This window comes from Pseudomonas sp. m6p (assembly GCF_055760375.1).
The window spans coordinates 945919-969970 of the sequence record NZ_CM147084.1; the positions used below are offsets into that span (position 1 = coordinate 945919).

Here is a 24052-nt window from a genome sequence, read left to right on the forward strand (position 1 = left end):
TCTGTGATTCGTTGGCGATACACTGGTTATACGAGTCATTGTGGCAATGAGGTAGAACATGAATCCAATGTTAGCCCTTCGGCAATATCAGAAAGTCGGCGCGCACGCCCAGACCTCCGAGGCGAGCCCGCACCGTCTGGTACAAATGTTGATGGAAGGCGGGCTGGCCCGCATCGCTCAGGCCAAGGGTGCCATCGAGCGCAAGGACATTCCTGGCAAGTGCACCTCGATCAGCAAGGCCATTGGCATTGTCAGCGGTCTGCGCGAAGGTCTGGACCTGGAAAAGTGTGCCGATGAACTGGCCGATCTGGACGGGCTGTACATCTACATGATGAAGCGCCTCGCCGAGGCCAACATCAACAGCGATCCGCGCATTCTCGATGAGGTCGCCGGCTTGCTGAGCACGGTCAAAGAAGGCTGGGATGCCATCGCCCCCGAGCCTGCTCCGCAGTTTTGAAGGAGAGCACCATGAGTCTTGTATTGCAGCGAATCGCCGACACCCGTGAAGCGCTGGTCAGTGCGCTGGCTGAACGCAACTGGGAAGCCATTGGCGAGCTGGATCTGGCTTGCCGATCCTGCATGGAAGACGTCATGGTCGAGGCCTCGCTGGATGAGGAGGCCTTGCGCAATAACCTTGAGGAGCTGCTCCACGTCTACAAGGAGCTTCTGGAGGCGGCGATGGGTGAGCGGCAGGCGATAGCCAACGAGATGTCGCAGATCACCCAAGCGCAAAAGGCGGCAAAGGTTTACCATCTGTTTGGTTAATTAACCCCCAGTTAATCCAGACATGTGCGCCATAAATTTGACTGTGCACGGTTTTTTGACTTAACTAGTGGCTGTTTTCAGATTTCAGGCGTCTACAGGCACAAGGTGTCCTGCAAGCGTCTCGCTTGCCCCATTTTTCGGGCATTGAGTTGACTAGGGAAGTTGCTATTGCATGTGGCGTGAAACCAAAATTCTGCTGATCGATGACGATAGCGTCCGCCGCCGCGACCTGGCGGTGATTTTAAATTTTCTCGGCGAAGAAAATTTACCCTGCGGCAGCCATGACTGGCAGCAGGCTGTCGGCTCTTTGTCATCAAGTCGTGAAGTCATCTGTGTACTGATCGGGACGGTAAATGCTCCGGGTGCACTGTTGGGCTTGTTAAAGACACTCTCGACATGGGATGAGTTCCTTCCGGTTTTGCTGATGGGCGATAATTCTTCCGCCGAGCTGCCGGAAGACCAGCGCCGCCGGGTGCTTTCGACGCTGGAAATGCCACCCAGCTACAGCAAACTGCTCGACTCCCTGCACCGTGCCCAGGTCTATCGCGAGATGTACGACCAGGCCCGTGAGCGCGGCCGTCATCGCGAACCCAACCTGTTCCGCAGCCTCGTCGGCACCAGCCGGGCGATCCAGCATGTCCGTCAGATGATGCAGCAAGTGGCCGATACTGACGCCAGTGTGCTGATCCTCGGCGAGTCCGGCACCGGCAAGGAAGTGGTTGCGCGCAACCTGCATTACCACTCCAAGCGTCGCGACGCGCCATTCGTGCCAGTCAACTGCGGGGCGATCCCGGCAGAGCTGCTGGAAAGCGAACTGTTCGGGCACGAGAAGGGCGCCTTCACCGGCGCGATCACCAGCCGGGCCGGGCGTTTCGAACTGGCCAACGGCGGTACGCTGTTCCTCGATGAAATCGGCGACATGCCGCTGCCGATGCAGGTCAAGCTGTTGCGCGTGCTGCAGGAGCGTACCTTCGAGCGTGTGGGCAGCAACAAGACTCAGAGCGTCGACGTGCGCATCATTGCCGCGACTCACAAGAATCTCGAAAGCATGATCGAGATCGGCACCTTCCGCGAAGATCTCTACTATCGCCTGAATGTGTTCCCGATCGAGATGGCGCCGTTGCGTGAGCGCGTCGAAGACATCCCGCTGCTGATGAACGAACTGATCTCGCGCATGGAGCACGAAAAGCGCGGTTCGATCCGCTTCAACTCGGCAGCGATCATGTCGCTGTGCCGTCACGGCTGGCCGGGCAACGTCCGCGAGCTGGCCAACCTGGTGGAGCGCATGGCGATCATGCATCCGTACGGGGTCATCGGCGTGGTCGAGTTGCCGAAGAAATTCCGCTACGTCGACGACGAAGACGAGCAGATGGTCGATAGTCTGCGCAGCGATCTCGAAGAGCGCGTGGCGATCAACGGTCATACCCCGGACTTCACCGCCAACGCTTTGCTGCCGCCGGAAGGTCTGGACCTCAAAGACTACCTCGGTGGTCTGGAGCAGGGCCTGATCCAGCAGGCACTGGACGATGCCAATGGCATTGTGGCGCGTGCCGCCGAACGCCTGCGCATTCGTCGTACCACGCTGGTGGAGAAGATGCGCAAGTACGGCATGAGCCGGCGCGAAGGTGATGAACAGGCGGATGATTGACGCCTGTTTTTCAACGTCTTCATTTATAAGCGGTTTTTTTTAGGCACGGGTATTGCTACGTCCCTCGCAACGTTCCGTTTAACTGACGGTCAGCCAAGCGAGAGAACACAATGCCCCACGCCCAGATGTCTTCTGCCTCCAATGCCGAGGGGCAATCGTCGTCCGTAGAGCAGGCGAGCCGTCAGGGGCTTGAGCAGGCGTTCGCGCTGTTCAATCAGATGTCCAGTCAATTGACCGACTCCTACAGCATGCTTGAAGCCCGGGTCACCGAGCTCAAGGGCGAGTTGGCCGTGGTCAGTGCTCAACGCATGCAGGAGCTGGCCGAAAAAGAACGTTTGGCCAACCGCCTGCAAAACCTCCTTGATCTGTTGCCCGGTGGCGTCATCGTCATCGACGGGCACGGCATGGTGCGCGAAGCCAATCCGGCGGCTATCGAGTTGTTGGGGTTGCCTTTGGAAGGCGAATTGTGGCGCCACGTGATCGCCCGATGCTTCGCCCCGCGCGAGGATGATGGTCATGAAATCTCTCTGAAAAACGGTCGGCGACTGTCGATTGCCACCCGCTCGCTGGATGCCGAGCCGGGGCAATTGGTACTGCTCAACGATCTGACAGAAACCCGCCACCTTCAAGATCAACTGGCGCGTCATGAGCGTCTGTCATCGCTGGGGCGCATGGTCGCCTCGCTGGCCCATCAGATCCGCACGCCGTTGTCCGCCGCTTTGCTCTACGCCAGTCATTTGACTGAGCAGGAATTGCCGGTCGCGACCCAGCAGCGCTTTGCCGGACGCCTCAAAGAGCGCCTGCACGAGCTGGAGCATCAGGTGCGTGACATGCTGGTGTTCGCCCGCGGCGAGTTGCCGTTGACTGACCGCATCACCCCCAATGCCTTGATGCAGTCGCTGCAAGCGGCAGCGTTGACCCATGTGCAGGACTTGCCTATTCGCTGGCAGTGCGACAGTCATGCCGGCGAATTGCTGTGCAACCGCGACACGCTGGTCGGGGCTCTTCTCAATCTGATCGAAAACGCGATTCAGGCCAGTGACGGCAACGTGCGCCTGAAAGTGCATTGCTACACCCGCGACAACAGCCTGCGCCTGTGCGTCAGCGACAGCGGCAGCGGTATAGATCCGGTGGTGCTCGAGCGTCTCGGCGAGCCATTTTTTACCACAAAAGTCACCGGCACCGGGCTCGGCCTGACCGTGGTCAAGGCTGTGGCGAGGGCACATCAGGGAGAATTGCGGCTGCGTTCGCGGGTTGGGCGCGGCACGTGCGCGCAGGTGATCCTGCCGCTGTTTTCCGCTGTACAGGGAGCTGAGTAAACGTCATGGGCATCAAGGTTTTGCTGGTCGAGGATGACCGCTCGTTGCGCGAAGCGCTGGCCGATACGCTGTTGCTGGCAGGCCACGACTACCATGCCGTCGGCAGCGCCGAAGAGGCGTTGCAAGCGGTCGAGCGCGAAGCGTTCAGTCTCGTGGTCAGTGACGTCAACATGCCCGGCATGGACGGCCATCAACTGCTTGGACTGTTGCGCGCCCGGCAGCCGCAACTACCGGTGCTGCTGATGACCGCACACGGCGCGGTGGAGCGAGCGGTCGATGCGATGCGCCAGGGAGCGGCGGATTATCTGGTCAAGCCGTTCGAGCCCAAGGCTCTGCTGGACCTGGTTTCGCGGCATGCGTTGGGCTGTATCAGCGTCGCTGATAGCGACGGGCCGGTGGCGGTCGAGCCGGCCAGTGCGCAACTGCTCGACTTGGCGGCGCGGGTAGCGCGCAGTGATTCCACGGTATTGATCTCCGGCGAGTCTGGCACCGGCAAGGAAGTGCTGGCGCGCTACATTCATCAGCAATCCCATCGTGCCAGCCAGCCGTTCATCGCGATCAACTGCGCGGCGATTCCCGACAACATGCTTGAGGCCACGCTGTTCGGTCACGAGAAGGGCTCGTTCACCGGCGCCATTGCGGCGCAGCCCGGCAAATTCGAACAAGCCGATGGCGGCACCCTTCTGCTCGACGAGATTTCCGAGATGCCTCTGGGCCTGCAGGCCAAGTTGCTGCGGGTGCTGCAGGAGCGTGAAGTCGAGCGTGTGGGGGCGCGCAAGCCGATCGCGCTGGATATTCGCGTGGTCGCGACCACCAACCGTGATCTGGCCGGCGAAGTGGCGGCGGGGCGCTTCCGTGAAGACCTTTTTTACCGTCTGTCGGTTTTCCCTCTGGCGTGGCGTCCACTTCGCGAGCGCACTGCCGATATCTTGCCGCTGGCCGAGCGGTTGCTGAACAAACACGTCAATAAAATGAAGCACGCACCGGCGAAACTGTCGCCGGAAGCCAAGGCTTGCCTCATCGGTTACCCATGGCCGGGCAATGTCCGTGAGCTGGATAACGCCATTCAACGGGCGCTGATTCTGCAGCAGGGCGGTTTGATCCAGCCGCAGGATTTCTGCCTGACGGGCGCGGTGACGTTCAGTGCTGCGCCGTCCGTCGCGCCGGTGCAGCCGCTGGTGCGCGAGATCGAAGTCGAGGCTGAATCCGCCGGTGCGCTGGGCGATGACCTGCGGCGTCGGGAGTTTCAGATGATCATCGATACCCTGCGCACCGAACGCGGCCGGCGCAAGGAAGCCGCGGAAAAGCTCGGTATCAGCCCGCGAACCCTGCGCTACAAGCTGGCGCAAATGCGCGATGCCGGGATGGACGTCGAAGGCTATCTGTTCGCAACCTGAGCGCTGGCGCGAATGTTTGAAAGTGCTTTTCTGAAAGGCTGCCCGATAGCTGGCACCCTTGTTGCTAATACCTGTGTACCCGCCGAGTGAGTGTCAAAAAATTGCGGGCCGCCCAAGAGAGTAGACCATGAGCCAAGGTATTGAATTTAATCGGTTGATGATGGACATGAAGGCCATGAAAATGGACGCCATGGCCACGCCGAAATCGACTGCCGCCGTCCCTGAACTGGCAGGCAGCAGCTTTTCCGACATGCTCGGTCAGGCCATCAACAAAGTCAGCGATACCCAGCAGGCCTCGACTCAGTTGGCCAACGCATTTGAAATCGGCAAAAGCGGCGTTGACCTGACCGACGTGATGATCGCCTCGCAGAAAGCCAGCGTGTCGTTCCAGGCTCTGACCCAGGTGCGCAACAAACTGGTTCAGGCTTATCAAGACATCATGCAGATGCCGGTTTAAGGACGAGATTGAGTCATGGCAGAAGCAGTCGCCGATAACGTTCCGGCCAAGGCCACCCCGATAGACGGCAAACCGCCGCTGTTCGGCCTGTCCTTTCTGGAAAACCTCTCCGAGATGACCATGTTGCGTCAGGTGGGCCTGTTGGTCGGCCTGGCTGCGAGCGTGGCGATTGGCTTTGCCGTGGTGCTGTGGTCGCAGCAGCCGGATTACCGTCCGTTGTACGGCAGCCTTGCCGGCATGGACGCCAAGCAGGTCATGGATACCCTGGCCTCCGCCGACATCCCTTACACCGTCGAGCCGAACTCCGGCGCCTTGCTGGTCAAGGCTGACGACCTGTCCCGTGCGCGGATGAAACTCGCGGCCGCTGGTGTCACTCCCAGCGACGGCAACATCGGTTTCGAAATCCTCGACAAGGAACAGGGTCTGGGCACCAGCCAGTTCATGGAAGCGACCCGTTACCGTCGCGGCCTCGAAGGCGAACTGGCGCGCACCATCTCCAGCCTGAACAACGTCAAGGGCGCCCGCGTGCACCTGGCGATTCCGAAGAGCTCGGTGTTCGTGCGTGATGAGCGCAAGCCAAGCGCTTCGGTTCTGGTCGAGTTGTACTCCGGACGTTCGCTGGAGCCGGGTCAGGTGGTGGCGATCATCAACCTGGTGGCGACGTCCGTGCCTGAACTGAGCAAATCGCAGATCACCGTCGTCGATCAGAAGGGCAATCTGCTCTCCGATCAGGCGGAGAACTCCGAAATGACCATGGCCGGCAAGCAGTTCGATTACAGCCGCCGCATGGAAAGCATGCTCACCCAGCGCGTGCACAACATTCTGCAGCCGGTACTGGGCAACGATCGCTACAAGGCTGAAGTCTCGGCCGACATCGATTTCAGTGCCGTCGAATCGACCGCCGAGCAGTTCAACCCGGACCAGCCGGCGTTGCGCAGCGAGCAGTCGGTCAATGAGCAACGCACCGCCAGCAATGGTCCGCAAGGTGTTCCGGGGGCGCTGAGCAACCAGCCGCCGGCGCCGGCCTCGGCACCGCAAACCACCGGTGGTGCGCAGGGCTCTACCGGCATGATTCAGCCCGGTCAGCCACTGGTGGATGCCAACGGTCAGCAGATCATGGACCCGGCCACCGGCCAGCCAATGCTCGCACCGTACCCGGCGGACAAGCGTCAACAATCCACCAAGAACTTCGAACTCGACCGTTCCATCAGCCACACCAAGCAGCAGCAGGGTCGCCTGAATCGTCTGTCGGTGTCGGTAGTGGTCGACGATCAGGTCAAGGTCAATGCAGCCAACGGGGAAACCACCCGCGCACCGTGGAGCGCCGATGAACTGGCGCGCTTCACCCGCCTGGTGCAGGACGCGGTCGGCTTCGATGCCAGCCGTGGCGACAGCGTCAGCGTGATCAACATGCCGTTCTCCGCCGAACGCGGTGAAGTGGTTGCCGATATTCCGTTCTACTCCCAGCCATGGTTCTGGGACATCGTCAAACAAGTGCTGGGTGTGTTGTTCATCCTGGTGCTGGTGTTTGGTGTGCTGCGTCCGGTGTTGAACAACATCACCGGCGGCGGCAAAGGCAAGGAGCTGGCCGGTCTGGGCAGCGACGTGGAACTCGGTGGCATGGGCGGCCTGGACGGCGACCTGGCCAACGACCGCGTGAGCCTCGGTGGTCCGCAGAGCATTCTGTTGCCGAGCCCGAGCGAGGGGTACGACGCACAACTGAATGCAATCAAGAGCTTGGTGGCCGAGGATCCGGGTCGCGTGGCTCAGGTCGTGAAAGAGTGGATTAACGCAGATGAGTGATAACCGAGCCGCAACCGTCAAACTGAACAAGGTCGACAAAGCTGCAATTCTGCTGCTGTCCCTGGGTTCGACCGATGCCGCGCAAGTGCTGCGCCACATGGGCCCGAAAGAGGTTCAGCGGGTGGGTGTGGCCATGGCTCAGATGGGCAACGTCCATCGCGAGCAGGTCGAGCAGGTCATGAGCGAGTTCGTCGACATCGTCGGCGACCAGACCAGCCTCGGCGTCGGTTCCGACGACTACGTGCGCAAAATGCTTACCCAGGCCTTGGGCGAAGACAAGGCCAACGGCCTGATCGACCGCATCCTGCTCGGTGGCAACACCAGCGGCCTCGACAGCCTGAAATGGATGGAGCCGCGCGCGGTTGCCGACGTGATCCGTTACGAACACCCGCAGATCCAGGCCATCGTCGTCGCGTACCTCGACCCGGATCAGGCCGGTGAAGTGCTCGGCAACTTTGACCACAAGGTGCGCCTGGACATCATCCTGCGCGTTTCGTCGCTGAACACCGTGCAACCGGCTGCGCTGAAAGAGCTGAACCAGATTCTCGAGAAGCAGTTCTCCGGCAACTCGAATGCCTCGCGCACCACCCTGGGTGGCATCAAGCGTGCGGCGGACATCATGAACTTCCTCGACAGCTCGATCGAAGGCCAGCTCATGGACTCGATCCGCGAAGTCGACGAAGACCTGTCCGGTCAGATCGAAGACCTCATGTTCGTGTTCAACAACCTCGCCGACGTCGACGACCGCGGCATCCAGGCGCTGTTGCGCGAAGTATCCTCCGACGTGCTGGTGCTGGCCCTCAAGGGTTCGGACGAAGGCGTCAAGGAGAAGATCTTCAAGAACATGTCCAAGCGTGCCGCCGAACTGTTGCGCGACGACCTCGAAGCCAAAGGCCCGGTGCGCGTCAGCGACGTGGAAACCGCGCAGAAAGAAATCCTCACCATTGCCCGTCGCATGGCCGAAGCCGGCGAAATCGTGCTCGGTGGCAAGGGCGGCGAGGAAATGATCTAAGCCCATGGACAAGCATGACGAGTCAGTGACGGATCTGATCCGCGCCCGCGATGTCCGTGGTTTCGAATCCTGGGCACTGCCCAGCTTCGATCCGCCGAAACCGGAACCCGAGCCGGAGCCGGAGCCCGAACCGCCGGAAATGGAAGAAGTGCCGCTGGAGGAAGTCCAGCCACTGACCCTGGAAGAACTCGAAAGCATCCGTCAGGAGGCCTACAACGAGGGCTTTGGCATCGGTGAGAAGGAAGGTTTTCACAGCGCCACGCTCAAGGTGCGTCAGGAAGCCGAAGTGGCGCTGGCGGCGAAACTGGCCAGCCTCGAGCAACTGATGACCCATTTGTTCGAGCCGATTGCCGAGCAAGACACGCAGATCGAAAAGTCGCTGGTCGACCTTGTGCAACACATCACCAGACAGGTGATCAAGCGCGAACTGGCGATCGATTCCAGCCAGATCGAACACGTCATGCGCGACGCGCTCAAGTTGCTGCCGTTGGGCGTGGACAACGTGCGCCTGTACGTCAATCCGCAGGACTTCGAACAGGCCAAGGCCTTGCGCGAACGCCATGAGGAAACCTGGCGCATCGTCGAGGACGAGTCGCTGATGCCCGGTGGTTGCCGGGTTGAAACCGCGCACAGCCGCATCGACGCGAGCATTGAAACCCGCATCACCCAGGTCATGGGCAAGCTGTTTGACCAATTGCACGAACAGTCTCTGCACCCGGCTGCGCCGGATCTGAGTCTGGACATTCCTGAAGAAAGCCAACTGGCGGCTGCGCCTGAAGAGCCGCTCGCGGACATCCCCGATGCGCCTTGAACGCACCAGTTTCGCCAAGCGCCTCAGCACCTATGCCGACGCCACTGACATCGCTGGCGCGCCGATTCTCGAAGGCCGCCTGCTGCGCATGGTCGGCCTCACCCTCGAAGCCGAAGGCTTGCGCGCCGCCATGGGCACACGCTGCCTGGTGATCAATGACGACAGCTATCACCCGTCCCAGGTGGAAGCGGAAGTCATGGGGTTTTCTGGCAGCAAAGTCTTCCTGATGCCGGTCGGCAGCGTCGCCGGCATCGCCCCGGGCGCCCGTGTGGTGCCGCTGGCCGAAACCGGTCGTCTGCCGATGGGCATGAGCATGCTCGGTCGCGTACTCGACGGTGCCGGACGGGCGCTGGACGGCAAGGGCGGGATGAAGGCTGAAGACTGGGTGCCGATGGACGGCCCGACAATCAACCCGCTCAACCGCGACCCGATTCACGAACCGCTGGATGTCGGCATTCGTTGCATCAACGGTTTGCTGACGGTCGGGCGTGGTCAGCGTCTGGGCCTGTTCGCCGGTACCGGTGTCGGTAAATCGGTGCTGCTGGGCATGATGACCCGCTTCACCGAGGCCGACATCATCGTCGTTGGTCTGATCGGTGAGCGGGGTCGAGAAGTTAAGGAGTTCATCGAGCACATCCTCGGTGAAGAAGGCCTCAAGCGTTCGGTGGTGGTCGCCTCACCGGCGGACGATGCGCCGCTGATGCGTTTGCGCGCGGCGATGTACTGCACGCGGATCGCCGAGTATTTCCGCGACAAGGGCAAGAACGTCCTGTTGCTGATGGATTCGCTGACCCGTTTCGCTCAGGCTCAGAGGGAAATCGCTCTGGCCATCGGCGAGCCGCCAGCGACCAAGGGTTATCCGCCCTCGGTGTTCGCCAAACTGCCGAAACTGGTGGAGCGCGCCGGTAACGCGGAAAAGGGCGGGGGTTCGATTACTGCGTTCTACACCGTGTTGTCCGAAGGCGATGACCAGCAGGACCCGATTGCCGACTCGGCGCGGGGCGTGCTCGACGGCCATATCGTGTTGTCCCGGCGGCTGGCCGAGGAAGGGCACTATCCGGCCATCGACATCGAAGCCTCGATCAGCCGGGTGATGCCGGCGGTGGTTTCGGCGGAACACATGCAGCGTGCGCAGTACTTCAAACAGCTGTGGTCGCGCTATCAGCAGAGCCGCGATCTGATCAGCGTCGGCGCTTACGTCGCCGGTGGTGACCGCGAGACCGATCTGGCGATCAATCTGCAGCCGCAACTGACCCGCTACCAGCGGCAGGGGCTGAACGACAAGATCAACATGGGCGAGAGCCAGGCCTATCTGGAAACCCTGTTCGCGCCTGCGGCGGGCGGGTAACCGGCCATGGCCGTGAGTCGCGCCGCACGTCTGGCACCGGTGGTGGAAATGGCCGAACAGGCCGAAAAAACGGCCGTCCAGCGTCTGGGATACTTTCAGGGCCAGGTCAAGGTGGCTGAAAGCAAACTCGCCGACCTCGATGCCTTTCGTCTGGATTATCAAGAACAGTGGATCGTACGCGGCAGCGACGGGGTTTCCGGGCAATGGTTGCTGGGTTATCACGGCTTTCTGGCGCAACTGGACACCGCGATCGACCAGCAGCGGCAAAGCCTGGTCTGGCACCAGAACAACCTGATCAAGGCGCGAGACGCCTGGCAGCAGGCGTTCGCCAAGGTCGAAGGCCTGCGCAAACTGGTGCAGCGCTACCGCGAAGAGGCGCAACGCCTCGAAGACAAGCGAGAGCAGAGGTTGCTGGATGAGTTGTCGCAGCGTTTGCCGCGGCACGATCCATACTGATGCGACGCGGCAGTACCGCTTTAAACGATATCTTGAATCAAGCGGCTGACACGCTGAACGTGAATGCCTTGGATTGACCCAGCGTGATTGATTTACGTCTTACGGTGAAGTACACACTGACCGTTTTTCCCACTAGTTCCCAATCGTCGACCGAGTTGATTTTCGTGCCAACTTCCCCATTCGTAACTCCCGTGGAAGAAACTTTGGCGAGTTTTTCGTAGTGCACATTCCCGTCAGCGTCAAAGACAAATGTGACTTCGTCGTGTAGCTCTGTACGGTATCGCGCCATAACAATGGCTTCGCCTCGTTCATACTCTGCATGGCTGATCCGGGTGGGCGACACTGTGTTTTTCAGGTGTGGCGCTGGGTAGGTTTCTTTTGACGAGCCCATGAGTCATATCCTTCGATTCGAGCGCAGCGATTTTGCTGCCACTTGATGATGGGTTTGGATAGTCATTGCGCACACTGACAGATCTGACAGTTACGACGAACGGTGCGCTCAGCGGGCGCAAACGAATCCATGGTTATTTGTTGCTGCAATCGGGTTGCTGGCCGCTCTACCAAGTGCTAAACCTTGTACACGTTCGTCAATGACAAGGAAGCCAGTCAATGTCTGTCGTTACAGAAGTCTCTCCGGATGGTCAAAAACTGACGATTTCGGTCAGGGGGCGGTTCGATTTCGGGCGCCATCAGGAATTTCGCGAGGCCTATGAGCGGCTTAACCGCAAGCCTGACTCCATCGTGGTCGATCTGAAGGACGCCACCTACCTCGACAGCTCCGCGCTGGGCATGCTGCTCCTGCTGCGCGATCACGCCGGCGGCGACGACTCGGACGTGCGGGTGGTCAACAGCAACTCCGACGTGCGCAAGATTCTCGCCATCTCCAACTTCGACAAACTGTTCGACATCAGTTGACGGCCATGCAGGCGCAAGAGCCGCTGACGATCCTGATCGCCGAAGACAGCGCCGCCGACCGGTTACTGTTGTCGACCATCGTCCGGCGTCAGGGACATGAAGTACTGACCGCCGCCAATGGCGCCGAAGCGCTGGAAGTGTTTCGGCGCCAGCCGCTGCATCTGGTGCTGATGGACGCGATGATGCCGGTGATGGACGGCTTCGAAGCGGCGCGACAGATCAAGGCGCTGGCGGGCGAAACCCTGGTGCCGATCATCTTCCTGACCTCGCTGACCGAAAGCGAAGCGCTGGCACGCTGCCTGGAGGCGGGCGGCGACGACTTTCTGGCGAAGCCGTACAACCAGGTGATCCTTGCCGCCAAAATCAAGGCGATGGATCGCTTGCGTCGTTTGCAGGCCACGGTGCTGCAGCAGCGCGACCTGATTGCCAAGCATCACGATTACCTGCTCAACGAACAACGCGTGGCCAAAGCGGTGTTCGACAAGGTCGCGCATTCGGGTTGCCTGAGCGCGCCGAATATTCGCTACCTGCAATCGCCCTATGCATTGTTCAACGGCGACCTGCTGCTGGCGGCCTACACGCCGGCCGGCGACATGCATGTGCTGCTCGGTGATTTCACCGGCCACGGTCTGCCGGCGGCGGTGGGGGCGATGCCGTTGGCCGAAGTGTTTTACGGCATGACGGCCAAAGGTTACGGCCTGGCCGAAACCCTGCGCGAGATGAACGCCAAGCTCAAGCGCATCCTGCCGGTGGACATGTTCTGCTGCGCGACCATGCTTTGCCTGAGCTTTCAGCGTCGTACTGTGGAGGTGTGGAACGGCGGCATGCCCGAAGGCTATCTGCACCGGATCGCCACGGGCGAACGGCTGCCGCTGCCGGCGCGGCATTTACCGCTCGGTGTGCTCAGCCCGCAGGCGTTCGACGATCGCACCGAAGTGCAGGCCATGGCGGCAGGGGACCGCGTGTTCCTGCTGTCAGACGGCGTGATCGATACCACTGACGCCGATGACCGCTTGTTTGGTGTCGAGCGTTTGCAGCAACTGTTTGCCGCCAATCGTGAACCGGACAACCTGTTCGCCGAGATCGAGCAGGCCTTGCACGCCTTTCGTGGCGAGCCCCGCGACGATGTGAGCATGGTCGAGATCAGTCTGTTGGAGGCGACGCAGGTGATGCCGTCGGCGCCGGTGTACTCCGACAGCGGCCAATCCTGTCCGCTGGACTGGTCGGTCAGCTTCGAGTTTCGCGGTGCGACGCTCAGGCGCTTCAATCCTTTGCCGTACCTGCTGCAATTGTTACTGGAAGTGCATGGATTGCGCACTCAGGGTGGCGCAATCTACAGCGTGCTTGCCGAGCTGTATTCCAATGCACTGGAGCATGGCGTGCTGGGGCTCGATTCCAGCCTCAAGCGCGATGCCGCTGGATTCGCTCGCTACTACGAGCAGCGCAATGCACGACTCGAAGCGTTGCAGGACGGTTATGTGCGCGTGCATCTGCAAGTCAGGCCACAAGGTGCCGGTGGTTGTCTGGTCATCCGCGTCGAGGACAGCGGCAAGGGGTTTGACGTGGCGCGCGTGATGGAGCGACCGCTGGACGGCGTCCGTCTGTCGGGGCGCGGCGTCAGCTTGATTCGGCAATTGGGGCATAACGCCAGTTGGTCGGACGAAGGTCGCAGTGCTTGCGTAGAGTTTTTCTGGGAGGTTAGGGCATAATTCGCCGATTCTTGATCAAGGAGTGAACAAGTGACTGACCAACATGTGGATCGCGAAGTACTCGATGCGTTGCGCGAAGTGATGGAAGACAGCTATCCGGATTTGCTGGATACCTTCCTGACCGATTCTGAAAGTCGCTTGCATCAATTGCAAAAGACCGCCGACGCCAAGGTGTTGGCCGAGGTCGCCCATAGTTTCAAGGGCAGCGCCAGCAACATGGGCGCCGTGCGACTGGCGACGCTCTGTCAGGCGCTCGAGGCGGACGCCAGAAACAAAAGTCCCGCCGAAATCGTCGATCTGGTGGCGGACATCAGCAGCGAATTTGCCGATGTGCGAACTGTCTACGAAGACGAACGCCAGCACGCCCTCACGCATTGAATCCTGCCGTCCGGCGCTTTTCGCCAGCGCCGGACGAAACTGGCCCGACACTTGCAATAATCCCCGTCAACTGTACCTACGATCCCAGTGCAGCGGAGACCGTGTCATGCCTGCGACCCCCAATGTTCTTCTTCAATCTGCCGCCCAGGCCAAGGCGCAAGCCGCTGCTGTCAAAGCACCGGTCGTGGCTGCAGACACCGGGGACAAGGCCTCAAGCTTCGCTCAGGTGTTCGCCGATCAAGGCCCGAAAAAAAATCTGCCAGGCACTGACAGTTCGTTGAAACCGGCACGTGACAAGGTTGCCGACAACAGCGACAAGAAAGATCTCGGCAAGGATAAGTCTGCCGCCTCGCAACAGACCGTTGCCGATAGCGGCAATGCCTTGCCTGCCGACAAGACCGCTTCGACTGCATCCGATGATCAGGCGGCCGCTGACAAGGCCGTCGCCGAGGCTGCCGCTGACAGCACGCAGACGCCAGTGGCGGACACCCCCCCGGTAGATCCGGCGCTGGATCCGGCGCTGGTGCAAACCGTGCAACCGCTGGTGACTGCACCGGCGGTGCCCGCGCCAGTCGCTGCAACACCGGAGCCGGTCAAGGCCGAGACGCCGGTCGTGGCTGCAACCGTTGCGCCAGCCGTGGTCAAAGACCCGGCGGCATCGACCGATAGCGCTTTCGACCCGGCGGCCGATCCACTCGATTCGCTGCCGGCGGTGCGCATGGCGATGGAGCAGGGCGGACACATTTCTGCCAGCAGTCAGGCGCAACCCAAAGCTACGCCGGCCCAGACTCAGGCCGACGGTGAATTGACTGCGGCGCAGAACTTCGCTGCCGGCATGGCCAGCATGCTCGACGTACAGGCCGACAAGGACAGCACCAGTCAAAGCGGCGAGAAAGCCTTCAGCGGTCTGATCGACGATGGCCTGAAAGATCTCAAGTCTGCCACCAGCGACACTCGAGTCGATGATTTCGCCAACCGTCTGGCGGCGCTGACTCAGGCGGCTACGCCGAAAACCGCGAACGCGGTGCCGGTGAATCAACCGATCGCCATGCACCAGAGCGGCTGGACCGAAGAAATCGTCAACCGCGTCATGTACCTGTCCAGCGCCAACCTGAAGGCGGCGGATATTCAATTGCAGCCGGCAGAACTGGGGCGTCTGGATATTCGGGTGAACATGGTTCCGGACCAGCAGACCCAAGTGACCTTCATGAGCGCGCATCCAAGCGTGCGTGAAGCGCTCGATGGTCAGATGCATCGCCTGCGTGACATGTTCACCCAGCAGGGCATGGGCCAGGTTGACGTCAACGTCTCCGACCAGAGTCGTGGCTGGCAGGGTCAGCAGGGTCAGGAACAGGCGCAGCACGGTCAGAGCGGCCGCACCAGCGCTGCTGGCGGACGTCTGGATTCGGCGGACGAAGAACTGACGCCGGCAGCCGTGGCTGAAGCCGCTGCGCAAACTACCAGCGTGATCGGCAGCAGCGCCGTCGACTACTACGCCTGATTCAAAGTATCCACAAAAACCTGTGGGAGCTGGCTTGCCAGCGATGGCGCCGGCACATTCAAAACCAATGTGTCAGACCAATCGCTATCGCTGGCAAGCCAGCTCCCACAGGGCTTGTATCGATTCATGCACCTCGCTCCTCCAACGCTCCGACACTTCTGGCATAACACTTGCTCTTGCCTTGCCGTGCGACTGTGAAAACCCGATTAGTGACGGATTATTGGCATGGCGAAGAGCGAAGCAGCAGCTGTAAAAGACCCCGCGACCAAAGGCAAACTCAAGATGATCATCCTGATCGTGGTGGCTCTGCTGCTGGCGATCGGTGTGTCCGTGGGCGCGACCTGGTACTTCATGCACAGCGCTCAGAGCAAGCCTGCCGCCGCGGCCGAGACCGCGCCGGTCGGCAAGCAGCCGGCGATTTTCGAGCCGATGGCGCCGGCGTTTGTCGCCAACTACAACCAGAACGGCCGTCAGCGCTACATGCAGGTGAGCATCACCATGCTGGCGCGTAACCAGGCTGATCTGGACGCGCTCAAAGTGCACATGCCGGTGATCCGCAACAACCTGGTGATGCTCTTCTCCGGTCAGGATTTCGCCACACTGGCGACCCCGGTCGGCCAGGAGATGCTGCGCCAGAAGGCCACAGCCAGCGTCCAGGAAGTGGCGCAGAAAGAGCTGGGCAAAGTGGTGATCGAACAGTTGCTTTTCACTAATTTCGTACTGCAGTAGGAACACGACATGGCCGTGCAGGATCTGCTGTCCCAGGATGAAATCGACGCGCTGTTGCATGGCGTCGACGATGGTCTGGTACAGACCGATAACGCTGCCGAACCCGGCAGTGTCAAAAGCTACGACCTGACCAGCCAGGATCGCATCGTCCGTGGACGCATGCCGACCCTGGAAATGATCAACGAGCGTTTTGCCCGTTACACCCGCATCAGCATGTTCAACATGCTGCGCCGCTCGGCGGACGTTGCCGTCGGTGGCGTACAGGTGATGAAGTTCGGCGAATACGTGCACTCGCTGTACGTGCCGACCAGCCTCAACCTGGTCAAGATCAAACCGTTGCGTGGTACCGCACTGTTCATCCTCGACGCCAAACTGGTGTTCAAGCTGGTGGACAATTTCTTTGGCGGCGACGGCCGTCACGCCAAGATCGAAGGGCGTGAATTCACCCCGACCGAACTGCGCGTGGTGCGCATGGTGCTGGAGCAGGCCTTCGTCGATCTGAAGGAAGCCTGGCAGGCGATCATGGAAGTCAATTTCGAGTACATCAACTCGGAAGTGAACCCGGCCATGGCCAACATCGTCGGCCCGAGCGAAGCGATTGTGGTCTCCACCTTCCACATCGAACTCGACGGCGGTGGCGGTGACCTGCACGTGACCATGCCGTACTCGATGATCGAACCGGTGCGCGAAATGCTCGACGCCGGTTTCCAGTCGGACCTCGACGATCAGGACGAGCGTTGGGTCAACGCCCTGCGTCAGGACGTGCTCGATGTCGACGTGCCGATCGGCGCCACCGTGGCCCGCCGTCAGTTGAAGCTGCGCGACATCCTGCACATGCAGCCGGGCGATGTGATCCCGGTCGAAATGCCGGAAGACATGATCATGCGCGCCAACGGCGTACCGGCCTTCAAGGTCAAGATGGGCTCGCACAAAGGCAACCTCGCGTTGCAGGTGATCGAGCCGATCGAGCGGCGCTGAAGCGCCGCTCTCACCCCCACGCATTTAACTGAATTGTTGCCCGCCGAGGACAAATGATGAACGACGAAATGAACGCCCAGGACGATCAGGCACTGGCCGACGAATGGGCTGCGGCCCTGGAAGAGACCGGTGATGGCAGCCAGGCTGACATCGATGCGCTGCTGGCGGCCGACGCTGGCGCTGCAAGCTCCAACCGTCTGCCGATGGAAGAGTTCGGCAGCGTGCCGAAGAACAACGATCCGGTGACGCTGGATGGCCCGAACCTCGACGTGATCCTCGACATCCCGGTGTCGATCTCGATGGAGGTGGGCAGCACCGACATCAACATCCGCAACCTGCTGCAACTGAACCAGGGTTCGGTGATCGAGCTCGATCGTCTGGCCGGCGAGCCGCTGGACGTACTGGTCAACGGCACCCTGATCGCGCACGGCGAAGTGGTGGTGGTCAACGAGAAGTTCGGCATCCGCCTGACCGACGTGATCAGCCCAAGCGAACGCATCAAGAAGCTGCGCTGAGTGAAACGATTTCTCTGGGCTTTGCTGGCACTGCCATTGAGCGTGCTGGCCGCCGAGCCGTCGACGGCGACCACCGTGCCCGCTGCCACCGCGCCGATGGTCAACAGCGGCGTGGCCGGGCAACTGACGCAACTGGTGTTCGGTCTGTTGCTGGTGCTGGGGTTGATCTTCTTCCTCGCCTGGCTACTGCGCCGGGTGCAGCAGGCCGGGCCGGCGGGCAAGGGCCAGGTGATCGAACTGATTGGCTCGCGCGCGCTCGGTCCGCGTGACCGGTTGATGCTGGTGCAGGTCGGCAACGAGCAAATTCTGTTGGGCTTGAGCCCCGGCACCATTACGGCGCTGCACGTGCTCAAAGAGCCGGTGCAAGTGCCGAGCAGTAGCGAAAAAGCGACCCCGGAATTTGCCCAGCATCTGCTGAAGATTCTCGGCAAGGATCAGAAGGATAAGAAGTAATGGCTGCGCTCCGCATCGTCTTGACGCTGGCCCTGATGCTGGCCGCGCCACTGGCATTCGCCGCCGATCCGTTGTCGATCCCGGCGATCACGCTGGGCACCAACGCCGACGGCGCGCAGGAATACTCGGTCAGCCTGCAGATCCTGCTGATCATGACGGCGCTGAGCTTCATTCCGGCGGCCGTGATTCTGATGACCAGTTTTACCCGGATCATCATCGTCTTCTCGATCTTGCGTCAGGCCCTCGGTCTGCAGCAGACGCCGTCGAACCAGATCCTCACCGGCATGGCGCTGTTCCTCACCATGTTTATCATGGCCCCGGTGTTCGACCGGGTGAACAACGATGCGCTGCAGCCGTACCTGGCGGAAAAGCTCACCGCGCAGCAAGCGGTGGAAAAGGCCCAGGTACCGATCAAGGACTTCATGCTCGCGCAGACCCGCACCAGCGATCTGGAGCTGTTCATGCGTCTGTCCAAGCGCACCGACATCGCCACCCCGGATCAGGCGCCGCTGACCATTCTGGTGCCGGCGTTCGTCACCTCCGAGCTGAAAACCGCGTTCCAGATTGGCTTCATGATCTTCATCCCGTTCCTGATCATCGACCTGGTGGTCGCGAGCGTGCTGATGGCGATGGGTATGATGATGCTCTCGCCGCTGATCATTTCGCTGCCGTTCAAGATCATGCTGTTCGTGCTGGTGGATGGCTGGGCGCTGATCATCGGCACTCTGGCCAGTAGCTTCGGAGGTGTCTCGCCATGACGCCGGAAGTTGCGGTCGATATCTTTCGTGAAGCGCTGTGGCTGACCACTTTGATGGTCGCGATTCTGGTGGTGCCGAGTCTGTTGGTCGGCTTGTTGGTGGCGATGTTTCAGGCCGCGACGCAGATCAACGAACAGACCCTGAGCTTCCTGCCGCGTCTGTTGGTGATGCTGGTGACGCTGATTGTGGGCGGTCCATGGATCGTGCAGACGTTCATGGAATACATCATCCAGCTCTACAAAAACATCCCGATGGTCATCGGCTGAGCCATGCAATCGCTGCTTCAGCTGACCGACACCCAGATCAGTACCTGGGTGGCGTCGTTCATGTTGCCACTGTTTCGTGTCGCCTCGATGCTGATGGTCATGCCGGTGTTCGGCACCACGCTGGTGTCGCGGCGGATACGCCTGTATTTCGCCGTGGCCATCACCGTATGCATTGCCCCGGGACTGCCGCCGATGCCGGAGGTCAGTCCGCTGGCGCTCAGTGGCTGGTTGCTGATTGGCGAGCAGATTCTGGTCGGCGCGGTGCTGGGGTTTTCCCTGCAACTGTTTTTTCAGGCGTTTGCCGTGGCCGGGCAGATTGTCGCGATCCAGATGGGTATGGGCTTCGCTTCGATGGTCGACCCGGCCAACGGCGTCTCGGTGGCGGTCATCGGCCAGTTCTTCACCATGCTGGTGACCTTGTTGTTCCTGTCGATGAACGGCCATCTGGTGGTCTTCGAAGTGCTCACCGAGAGCTTCACAACGCTGCCGGTCGGCGGCGGCTTGATGACGGCGCAGTACTGGGAGTTGGCCGGCAAACTCGGCTGGGTGCTCGGGGCGGCGTTGTTGCTGGTGTTGCCGGCGGTCACGGCGCTGCTGGTGGTCAACATTGCGTTCGGCGTGATGACCCGCGCCGCGCCGCAACTGAACATTTTCTCCATCGGTTTTCCGCTGACGCTGGTGCTCGGTCTGTTCATCGTCTGGGTCGGTCTGGCGGACATCCTCAATCAGTATCAACCGCTGGCCTCCGAGGCCCTGCAGTTGCTACGCGAACTGGCACGGGCGCGCTGAGCCATGGCTGAGAGCGAAAGCGGTCAGGACAAAACAGAAGACCCCACGGAGAAACGCAAAAAGGACTCCCGTGAGAAGGGTGAGATTGCCCGCTCCAAAGAGCTCAACACCCTCGCGGTGATGCTCGCCGGCGCCGGTGGTCTGCTGATCTTTGGCGGCATGCTGGCGCAGGAATTGATGGACCTGATGCGCCTCAATTTCAATCTTTCGCGGGAAGTGATCATGGACGAGAAGTCCATGGGCACCTTCCTGCTGGTCTCGGGCAAGATCGCCCTGTTAGCGATCCAGCCGGTCATGATTACTTTGTTGCTGGCCGCATTGATCGGGCCGATCTCCCTCGGCGGCTGGCTGTTCGCCGCCGGCTCCATGGCGCCGAAATTCAGCCGGATGAACCCCGGTGCGGGCCTTAAACGCATGTTCTCGATGAAGGCCGTGATCGAACTGGTCAAGGCATTGGCCAAGTTCATCATCACGCTGTTTGTGGCACTGATGGTGTTGTCGGCCGACATCGATGACTTCCTGCGGATCGCCCATGAACCGCTTGAGCAGGCAATCATTCACAGCGTGACGCTGGTGGGCTGGAGTTCGCTGTGGCTGGCCTGCGGGCTGATCATCATCGCGGCGGTCGACGTGCCGGTGCAGCTCTGGGAAAGCCACAAGAAACTGCTGATGACCAAGCAGGAAGTGCGCGACGAGCACAAGGATCAGGAAGGCCGGCCAGAGGTCAAACAGCGCATCCGCCAGACCCAGCGCGAGATGTCGCAGCGGCGGATGATGGCGGCGATTCCCGACGCCGACGTGGTCATCACCAACCCGACCCACTACGCCGTGGCGCTCAAGTACGATTCGGAGAAGGGCGGCGCGCCGGTCCTGCTGGCCAAGGGTAGCGATTTCCTCGCGCTGAAGATCCGCGAAATCGCCGTCGCCAACAACGTCATGCTCCTCGAATCGCCGGGGCTGGCGCGCTCGATCTACTACTCCACCGAGCTGGAACAGGAAATCCCCGGCGGCCTGTACCTGGCTGTCGCCCAGGTGCTGGCCTACGTCTACCAGATCCGCCAGTACCGCGCCGGCAAGGGCAAACGTCCGGATCCACTCAAGGACGATTTGCCGATCCCGCCGGATTTGCGCCGCGATGCCTGACGCTTGCCGTGATCAAAAAAACCGCCGCCCCGGTTTGACGAGGCGGCGGTTTTTTTATGCCCGACCCAATGATATTTCGGCGCCTGTCGCCGTCATTGTGGTGAGGGGATTCATCCCCGATTGGCTGCGCAGCGGCCCTAAAACCTGAGACTTCGATCTTTCAGGAATACCGCGTGCTCTGGTTTCGCGACTGCTGCGCAGCCGATCGGGGATGAATCCCCTCACCACAGTTCTTGCCTGCCTTCTTAGCCTGCCAACTCCAGATTATCCAGCGCCCGATTCACCGCCAGCTCCCCCAGCATGATCAATTGCGCGATCCCTAATAGGGTTCGTCGCTGCGAGGCGGGTATGAGGTGGGCGAAGTCATTGGCGATGGTTCTGGCTGAGGCGAGTGTCTCGCAGGCATCGGCCAGCAGTTCTTCGTTTTTGAAGTCGGCGGTCACGGCGTACATCCTGCGGGTTCTGCGCGGCGGTGGGGTGGCTCCGGGCGCACAGAGGTAGTGGTCGAGCGCGCGGTCGGCGGCATCGTGGAGTTTTTTCGAATCGAGGGATTCGTAGGGGGAGTTGGGGTCGGTTTCGGGTGGGTTGGGTGTTGGTTTGATCATGGTGAAGCTCCGTGGTTGATTTGGCCGCCACGGCTCATCGCTAAACAAGTAAAGGTGGCGGCTGTACGCAGGTTAGCGATCCGGGTCACAGAAACCCCGGGTAGACCCGAAGGTCTCCCGCGCACAGCCACCATGACGCCAAGTGCAGATAGACAAACCTGCAATTGAGACTGGGGATTGAGCGTCTGTAAGGTATCGGATCGCTAAACCCGATCGCTGATTCGTCAGCGACCGATCCACAATAGAACCCGCCCCCAAGGCGCACAAGCCGGCGGATTCTGGCGTAGCTGTAGGCAATGGCGCAAGGAGGTGTAGCTTTGGAGGCGTGTCTGAAGGTGTCTTTTAAACGCCTTGGTTTAAAATAGCGATTTGCGCTGACTTCACTGGCCTCTTCGCGAGCAAGCTCACTCCCACATTGGGAATGCGTTTCTCTGTGGGAGCGAGCTTGCTCGCGAAACGGCCATCCGGGTCAACAGAAAAATCTCGATCAAGCCCCGCTGCTTAAGTCACTGGTTAAATATGACCGTCCCCTTTTCTTACTCGCCAATACCGCGCCGGTAAGGGCAAACGCCCGGATCCACTCAAGGATGATTTGCCGATCCCGCCGGATTTGCGTCGCGATTCCTGAGGCTGGGTTTCCTGCATTGAAACCCCGTCTTTGCGCAGATCAGGGGAAGAATGAAAAGTGATCCAGCACAATCCAGTCGAATACATTGATCAGTATTTCAATTCTGGTTATTCCGATTGCGCTGAATTCGACGAGATGGGCGTCAGAACGCGAAAGAGTAAATGTTCTTTCTCCCAACGGTTGACCCGCTGTGTTGTAAAAAGAAGCGGTGGTGTTTTCGTATTCTGTCCCGTGTTGCCAAAAACTGACTTTTGAATAGGTTGATTTGAGATCAATTCTGCACCGCTGTGGGTTCGGGTATCTATAGCCAAGCTGCAGTACTTGCCCGCTAATTTTGCCGGGGACTGGGGGGCTTTCATGGCGAAGAACTCCCATTTGTCCGCCACCTGAAATAAAGGTAATGGTCATGCTCGGGAGTTCGATGCGCTGGCCAACTGTTATGAGTTGATTAGGTGTGTCATCAAAGTTCTCATACAGAGGAGGTGAAAAGTTTTTTATGCCATAGGAGCGTAGCGGAAAGGTTACCGCGTTAGGGATGGTCTGAAGTAGCCATGTATTTCCCCGGCATACCACCTAGCGCAACTTTTAAACTCGCCAAATGATCAAAAAACAATCAATTCGACGAGTATTTCTTACGTTTTCGCCACCCGGACCCCACTCCGGTGGCCATTTCCCGCATTACAGGCGCACCTCTCCTGCATTCGTCAGTAAATGTCGGCGCGCCATCCACAGGTTCGACAGAGCGAACAGTGTCACCAGTTGCGCCGTGTTTTTGGCCAAGCCGCGAAAGCGCACCTTGGTGTAACCGAACTGGCGCTTGATTACCCGGAACGGATGCTCGACCTTGGCGCGCACCTGAGCCTTGGCCTTTTCAATCTTGCGCTTGGCTTTGTACAGCACGCTGCGCTTATCGAGTTTTTTGTAGGTGCTGCGGCGTGCCGCCACCTGCCAGATAACTTCACGTCCTTCATGCTCGGGCCGCTTTTCGACACCGGTGTAGCCTGCATCGGCGCAGACCACGTTTTCGTCGCCATGCAGCAATTTGTCCACCTGGGTGACATCCGCCACATTGGCCGCCGTGCCCACTACGCTGTGCACCAGACCCGATTCGTCATCGGCGCCGATGTGGGCCTTCATGCCAAAATAATACTGGTTTCCCTTCTTGGTCTGGTGCATTTCCGGGTCGCGCTTGCCGTCCTTGTTCTTGGTCGAACTGGGCGCATTGATCAGCGTTGCATCGACGATGGTGCCCTGGCGCAGCGACAGGCCGCGGTCGCCCAGATAGCCATTGATGACAGCGAGGATGCCGGCCGCCAGCTCGTGTTTCTCCAGCAAGCGGCGGAAGTTGAGAATGGTGGTTTCGTCGGGGATGCGCTCCAGGTTCAGCCCGGCAAACTGGCGCAGGATCGTGGTTTCGTACAGCGCTTCCTCCATCGCTGGATCGCTGTAGCCGAACCAGTTCTGCAGCAGATGCACACGCAGCATCGCCATCAACGGGTAGGCCGGACGGCCACCTTCACCTTTCGGATAATGTGGCTCGATCAAAGCAATCAAGCCCTTCCACGGCACCACCCGATCCATCTCGATCAGGAACAACTCCTTGCGGGTTTGCTTGCGCTTGCCAGCGTACTCGGCGTCGGCGAAGGTCATCTGCTTCATCGGGAAACTC

At 60.3% G+C, this 24052-nt stretch carries 27 protein-coding genes and 1 pseudogene; 24 read left to right on the forward strand and 4 right to left on the reverse strand.

Translation table 11 applies throughout. The annotated features are described in order from the left end of the window. Positions 1 to 58 precede the first annotated feature (58 nt). The 11 genes from fliS (at position 59) to fliJ (ending at position 11016) form a co-directional block, all read left to right on the forward strand. Positions 59 to 457, forward strand: coding sequence for a flagellar export chaperone FliS (gene fliS, locus ACYZUM_RS04430; RefSeq protein ID WP_027614233.1), 399 nt, complete (start codon positions 59 to 61; stop codon positions 455 to 457). Positions 458 to 468: 11 nt separating this feature from the next. Then, positions 469 to 765 (forward strand): flagellar protein FliT, encoded by a 297-nt coding sequence (fliT, locus tag ACYZUM_RS04435; RefSeq protein WP_041073003.1) that lies wholly within the window; start codon positions 469 to 471, stop codon positions 763 to 765. A gap of 172 nt (positions 766 to 937) precedes the next feature. Continuing rightward, positions 938 to 2413: a sigma-54 dependent transcriptional regulator gene (locus ACYZUM_RS04440; protein WP_108182040.1), complete on the forward strand. Its 1476-nt coding sequence runs from the start codon at positions 938 to 940 to the stop codon at positions 2411 to 2413. Between the two features lie 125 nt (positions 2414 to 2538). Next, the gene (locus ACYZUM_RS04445) at positions 2539 to 3732 is read left to right on the forward strand and encodes a sensor histidine kinase (RefSeq protein WP_179294989.1); all 1194 of its coding nucleotides are present in this window, start codon (positions 2539 to 2541) and stop codon (positions 3730 to 3732) included. A 5-nt stretch (positions 3733 to 3737) separates the two neighbouring features. After that, on the forward strand, positions 3738 to 5129 hold the full coding sequence (locus ACYZUM_RS04450; protein WP_108182041.1) for a sigma-54-dependent transcriptional regulator: 1392 nt from the start codon (positions 3738 to 3740) through the stop codon (positions 5127 to 5129). Positions 5130 to 5256: 127 nt separating this feature from the next. Beyond that, on the forward strand, positions 5257 to 5586 hold the full coding sequence (fliE, locus tag ACYZUM_RS04455) for a flagellar hook-basal body complex protein FliE (protein ID WP_003222869.1): 330 nt from the start codon (positions 5257 to 5259) through the stop codon (positions 5584 to 5586). A gap of 15 nt (positions 5587 to 5601) precedes the next feature. Further along, positions 5602 to 7389: a flagellar basal-body MS-ring/collar protein FliF gene (gene fliF / locus ACYZUM_RS04460; protein ID WP_027614236.1), complete on the forward strand. Its 1788-nt coding sequence runs from the start codon at positions 5602 to 5604 to the stop codon at positions 7387 to 7389. Further along, a complete protein-coding gene (fliG, locus tag ACYZUM_RS04465; RefSeq protein ID WP_007920042.1) occupies positions 7382 to 8401 on the forward strand; it encodes a flagellar motor switch protein FliG in 1020 nt (339 codons plus the stop codon). The genes fliF and fliG overlap by 8 nt, the downstream gene beginning before the upstream one ends. 4 nt (positions 8402 to 8405) lie before the next feature. Further along, entirely contained in the window at positions 8406 to 9212 is an 807-nt protein-coding gene (gene fliH / locus ACYZUM_RS04470) for a flagellar assembly protein FliH (protein ID WP_108182042.1), read from the forward strand. Next, a complete protein-coding gene (fliI, locus tag ACYZUM_RS04475; RefSeq protein WP_047292537.1) occupies positions 9202 to 10560 on the forward strand; it encodes a flagellar protein export ATPase FliI in 1359 nt (452 codons plus the stop codon). Before fliH ends, fliI begins: the two co-directional genes overlap by 11 nt. A gap of 6 nt (positions 10561 to 10566) precedes the next feature. Further along, a complete protein-coding gene (gene fliJ, locus ACYZUM_RS04480; RefSeq protein WP_108182043.1) occupies positions 10567 to 11016 on the forward strand; it encodes a flagellar export protein FliJ in 450 nt (149 codons plus the stop codon). A gap of 37 nt (positions 11017 to 11053) precedes the next feature. On the opposite strand, the gene ACYZUM_RS04485 is transcribed toward fliJ, so the two are convergent. Continuing rightward, a complete protein-coding gene (locus ACYZUM_RS04485; protein WP_108182044.1) occupies positions 11054 to 11407 on the reverse strand; it encodes a hypothetical protein in 354 nt (117 codons plus the stop codon). Between the two features lie 218 nt (positions 11408 to 11625). Here ACYZUM_RS04485 and ACYZUM_RS04490 point away from each other — a divergent pair, with 218 nt between their 5' ends. The 12 genes from ACYZUM_RS04490 to flhB all read left to right on the forward strand — a co-directional run bounded on the left by ACYZUM_RS04490 (position 11626) and on the right by flhB (position 21150). Further along, the gene (locus ACYZUM_RS04490; RefSeq protein WP_108182045.1) at positions 11626 to 11931 is read left to right on the forward strand and encodes an STAS domain-containing protein; all 306 of its coding nucleotides are present in this window, start codon (positions 11626 to 11628) and stop codon (positions 11929 to 11931) included. 5 nt (positions 11932 to 11936) lie between these two features. Beyond that, positions 11937 to 13640: an ATP-binding SpoIIE family protein phosphatase gene (locus ACYZUM_RS04495; RefSeq protein ID WP_108182046.1), complete on the forward strand. Its 1704-nt coding sequence runs from the start codon at positions 11937 to 11939 to the stop codon at positions 13638 to 13640. A 30-nt stretch (positions 13641 to 13670) separates the two neighbouring features. Continuing rightward, positions 13671 to 14018, forward strand: a complete 348-nt coding sequence (locus tag ACYZUM_RS04500) for an Hpt domain-containing protein (RefSeq protein ID WP_108182047.1) — start codon at positions 13671 to 13673, stop codon at positions 14016 to 14018. Between the two features lie 106 nt (positions 14019 to 14124). After that, complete coding sequence (locus ACYZUM_RS04505; RefSeq protein ID WP_142580034.1) at positions 14125 to 15519, forward strand: flagellar hook-length control protein FliK; 1395 nt, start codon at positions 14125 to 14127, stop codon at positions 15517 to 15519. Between the two features lie 225 nt (positions 15520 to 15744). Further along, complete coding sequence (gene fliL, locus ACYZUM_RS04510; RefSeq protein WP_041072981.1) at positions 15745 to 16248, forward strand: flagellar basal body-associated protein FliL; 504 nt, start codon at positions 15745 to 15747, stop codon at positions 16246 to 16248. 9 nt (positions 16249 to 16257) lie between these two features. After that, positions 16258 to 17226, forward strand: coding sequence for a flagellar motor switch protein FliM (fliM, locus tag ACYZUM_RS04515; protein WP_003222890.1), 969 nt, complete (start codon positions 16258 to 16260; stop codon positions 17224 to 17226). A gap of 56 nt (positions 17227 to 17282) precedes the next feature. Next, positions 17283 to 17741 (forward strand): flagellar motor switch protein FliN, encoded by a 459-nt coding sequence (gene fliN, locus ACYZUM_RS04520; RefSeq protein ID WP_003222891.1) that lies wholly within the window; start codon positions 17283 to 17285, stop codon positions 17739 to 17741. Beyond that, complete coding sequence (fliO, locus tag ACYZUM_RS04525; protein WP_095139378.1) at positions 17742 to 18194, forward strand: flagellar biosynthetic protein FliO; 453 nt, start codon at positions 17742 to 17744, stop codon at positions 18192 to 18194. Continuing rightward, positions 18194 to 18952, forward strand: a complete 759-nt coding sequence (fliP, locus tag ACYZUM_RS04530; protein WP_041072977.1) for a flagellar type III secretion system pore protein FliP — start codon at positions 18194 to 18196, stop codon at positions 18950 to 18952. The genes fliO and fliP overlap by 1 nt, the downstream gene beginning before the upstream one ends. Beyond that, the gene (gene fliQ, locus ACYZUM_RS04535; protein ID WP_041072975.1) at positions 18949 to 19218 is read left to right on the forward strand and encodes a flagellar biosynthesis protein FliQ; all 270 of its coding nucleotides are present in this window, start codon (positions 18949 to 18951) and stop codon (positions 19216 to 19218) included. Before fliP ends, fliQ begins: the two co-directional genes overlap by 4 nt. Before the next feature lie 3 nt (positions 19219 to 19221). Further along, entirely contained in the window at positions 19222 to 20007 is a 786-nt protein-coding gene (gene fliR / locus ACYZUM_RS04540) for a flagellar biosynthetic protein FliR (protein ID WP_108182049.1), read from the forward strand. A 3-nt stretch (positions 20008 to 20010) separates the two neighbouring features. Then, complete coding sequence (gene flhB, locus ACYZUM_RS04545) at positions 20011 to 21150, forward strand: flagellar biosynthesis protein FlhB (protein WP_108182050.1); 1140 nt, start codon at positions 20011 to 20013, stop codon at positions 21148 to 21150. 245 nt (positions 21151 to 21395) lie between these two features. Here flhB and ACYZUM_RS04550 read toward each other — a convergent pair whose 3' ends face one another. After that, on the reverse strand, positions 21396 to 21755 hold the full coding sequence (locus ACYZUM_RS04550) for a DUF6124 family protein (protein WP_108182051.1): 360 nt from the start codon (positions 21753 to 21755) through the stop codon (positions 21396 to 21398). Positions 21756 to 22296: 541 nt separating this feature from the next. Here ACYZUM_RS04550 and ACYZUM_RS04555 point away from each other — a divergent pair. Next, a pseudogene (locus tag ACYZUM_RS04555) lies at positions 22297 to 22383 on the forward strand (hypothetical protein); the annotation flags it as partial. A gap of 39 nt (positions 22384 to 22422) precedes the next feature. Here the strand turns inward: ACYZUM_RS04555 and ACYZUM_RS04560 are convergent. Next, positions 22423 to 22791, reverse strand: a complete 369-nt coding sequence (locus ACYZUM_RS04560) for a hypothetical protein (protein ID WP_473061298.1) — start codon at positions 22789 to 22791, stop codon at positions 22423 to 22425. Positions 22792 to 23061: 270 nt separating this feature from the next. Then, positions 23062 to 24042, reverse strand: coding sequence for an IS5-like element IS1384 family transposase (locus ACYZUM_RS04565; RefSeq protein ID WP_010466230.1), 981 nt, complete (start codon positions 24040 to 24042; stop codon positions 23062 to 23064). Positions 24043 to 24052: the final 10 nt, after the last annotated feature.

Bases quoted from the DNA above. Each gene is read 5' to 3' on its own strand.
- fliS (WP_027614233.1), top strand. From the start codon at position 59: ATGAATCCAATGTTAGCCCTTCGGCAATATCAGAAAGTCGGCGCGCAC.
- fliT (WP_041073003.1), top strand. From the start codon at position 469: ATGAGTCTTGTATTGCAGCGAATCGCCGACACCCGTGAAGCGCTGGTC.
- ACYZUM_RS04440 (WP_108182040.1), top strand. From the start codon at position 938: ATGTGGCGTGAAACCAAAATTCTGCTGATCGATGACGATAGCGTCCGC.
- ACYZUM_RS04445 (WP_179294989.1), top strand. From the start codon at position 2,539: ATGTCTTCTGCCTCCAATGCCGAGGGGCAATCGTCGTCCGTAGAGCAG.
- ACYZUM_RS04450 (WP_108182041.1), top strand. From the start codon at position 3,738: ATGGGCATCAAGGTTTTGCTGGTCGAGGATGACCGCTCGTTGCGCGAA.
- fliE (WP_003222869.1), top strand. From the start codon at position 5,257: ATGAGCCAAGGTATTGAATTTAATCGGTTGATGATGGACATGAAGGCC.
- fliF (WP_027614236.1), top strand. From the start codon at position 5,602: ATGGCAGAAGCAGTCGCCGATAACGTTCCGGCCAAGGCCACCCCGATA.
- fliG (WP_007920042.1), top strand. From the start codon at position 7,382: ATGAGTGATAACCGAGCCGCAACCGTCAAACTGAACAAGGTCGACAAA.
- fliH (WP_108182042.1), top strand. From the start codon at position 8,406: ATGGACAAGCATGACGAGTCAGTGACGGATCTGATCCGCGCCCGCGAT.
- fliI (WP_047292537.1), top strand. From the start codon at position 9,202: ATGCGCCTTGAACGCACCAGTTTCGCCAAGCGCCTCAGCACCTATGCC.
- fliJ (WP_108182043.1), top strand. From the start codon at position 10,567: ATGGCCGTGAGTCGCGCCGCACGTCTGGCACCGGTGGTGGAAATGGCC.
- ACYZUM_RS04485 (WP_108182044.1), bottom strand. From the start codon at position 11,407: ATGGGCTCGTCAAAAGAAACCTACCCAGCGCCACACCTGAAAAACACA.
- ACYZUM_RS04490 (WP_108182045.1), top strand. From the start codon at position 11,626: ATGTCTGTCGTTACAGAAGTCTCTCCGGATGGTCAAAAACTGACGATT.
- ACYZUM_RS04495 (WP_108182046.1), top strand. From the start codon at position 11,937: ATGCAGGCGCAAGAGCCGCTGACGATCCTGATCGCCGAAGACAGCGCC.
- ACYZUM_RS04505 (WP_142580034.1), top strand. From the start codon at position 14,125: ATGCCTGCGACCCCCAATGTTCTTCTTCAATCTGCCGCCCAGGCCAAG.
- fliL (WP_041072981.1), top strand. From the start codon at position 15,745: ATGGCGAAGAGCGAAGCAGCAGCTGTAAAAGACCCCGCGACCAAAGGC.
- fliM (WP_003222890.1), top strand. From the start codon at position 16,258: ATGGCCGTGCAGGATCTGCTGTCCCAGGATGAAATCGACGCGCTGTTG.
- fliN (WP_003222891.1), top strand. From the start codon at position 17,283: ATGAACGACGAAATGAACGCCCAGGACGATCAGGCACTGGCCGACGAA.
- fliP (WP_041072977.1), top strand. From the start codon at position 18,194: ATGGCTGCGCTCCGCATCGTCTTGACGCTGGCCCTGATGCTGGCCGCG.
- fliQ (WP_041072975.1), top strand. From the start codon at position 18,949: ATGACGCCGGAAGTTGCGGTCGATATCTTTCGTGAAGCGCTGTGGCTG.
- fliR (WP_108182049.1), top strand. From the start codon at position 19,222: ATGCAATCGCTGCTTCAGCTGACCGACACCCAGATCAGTACCTGGGTG.
- flhB (WP_108182050.1), top strand. From the start codon at position 20,011: ATGGCTGAGAGCGAAAGCGGTCAGGACAAAACAGAAGACCCCACGGAG.
- ACYZUM_RS04550 (WP_108182051.1), bottom strand. From the start codon at position 21,755: ATGATCAAACCAACACCCAACCCACCCGAAACCGACCCCAACTCCCCC.
- ACYZUM_RS04560 (WP_473061298.1), bottom strand. From the start codon at position 22,791: ATGACCATTACCTTTATTTCAGGTGGCGGACAAATGGGAGTTCTTCGC.
- ACYZUM_RS04565 (WP_010466230.1), bottom strand. From the start codon at position 24,042: ATGAAGCAGATGACCTTCGCCGACGCCGAGTACGCTGGCAAGCGCAAG.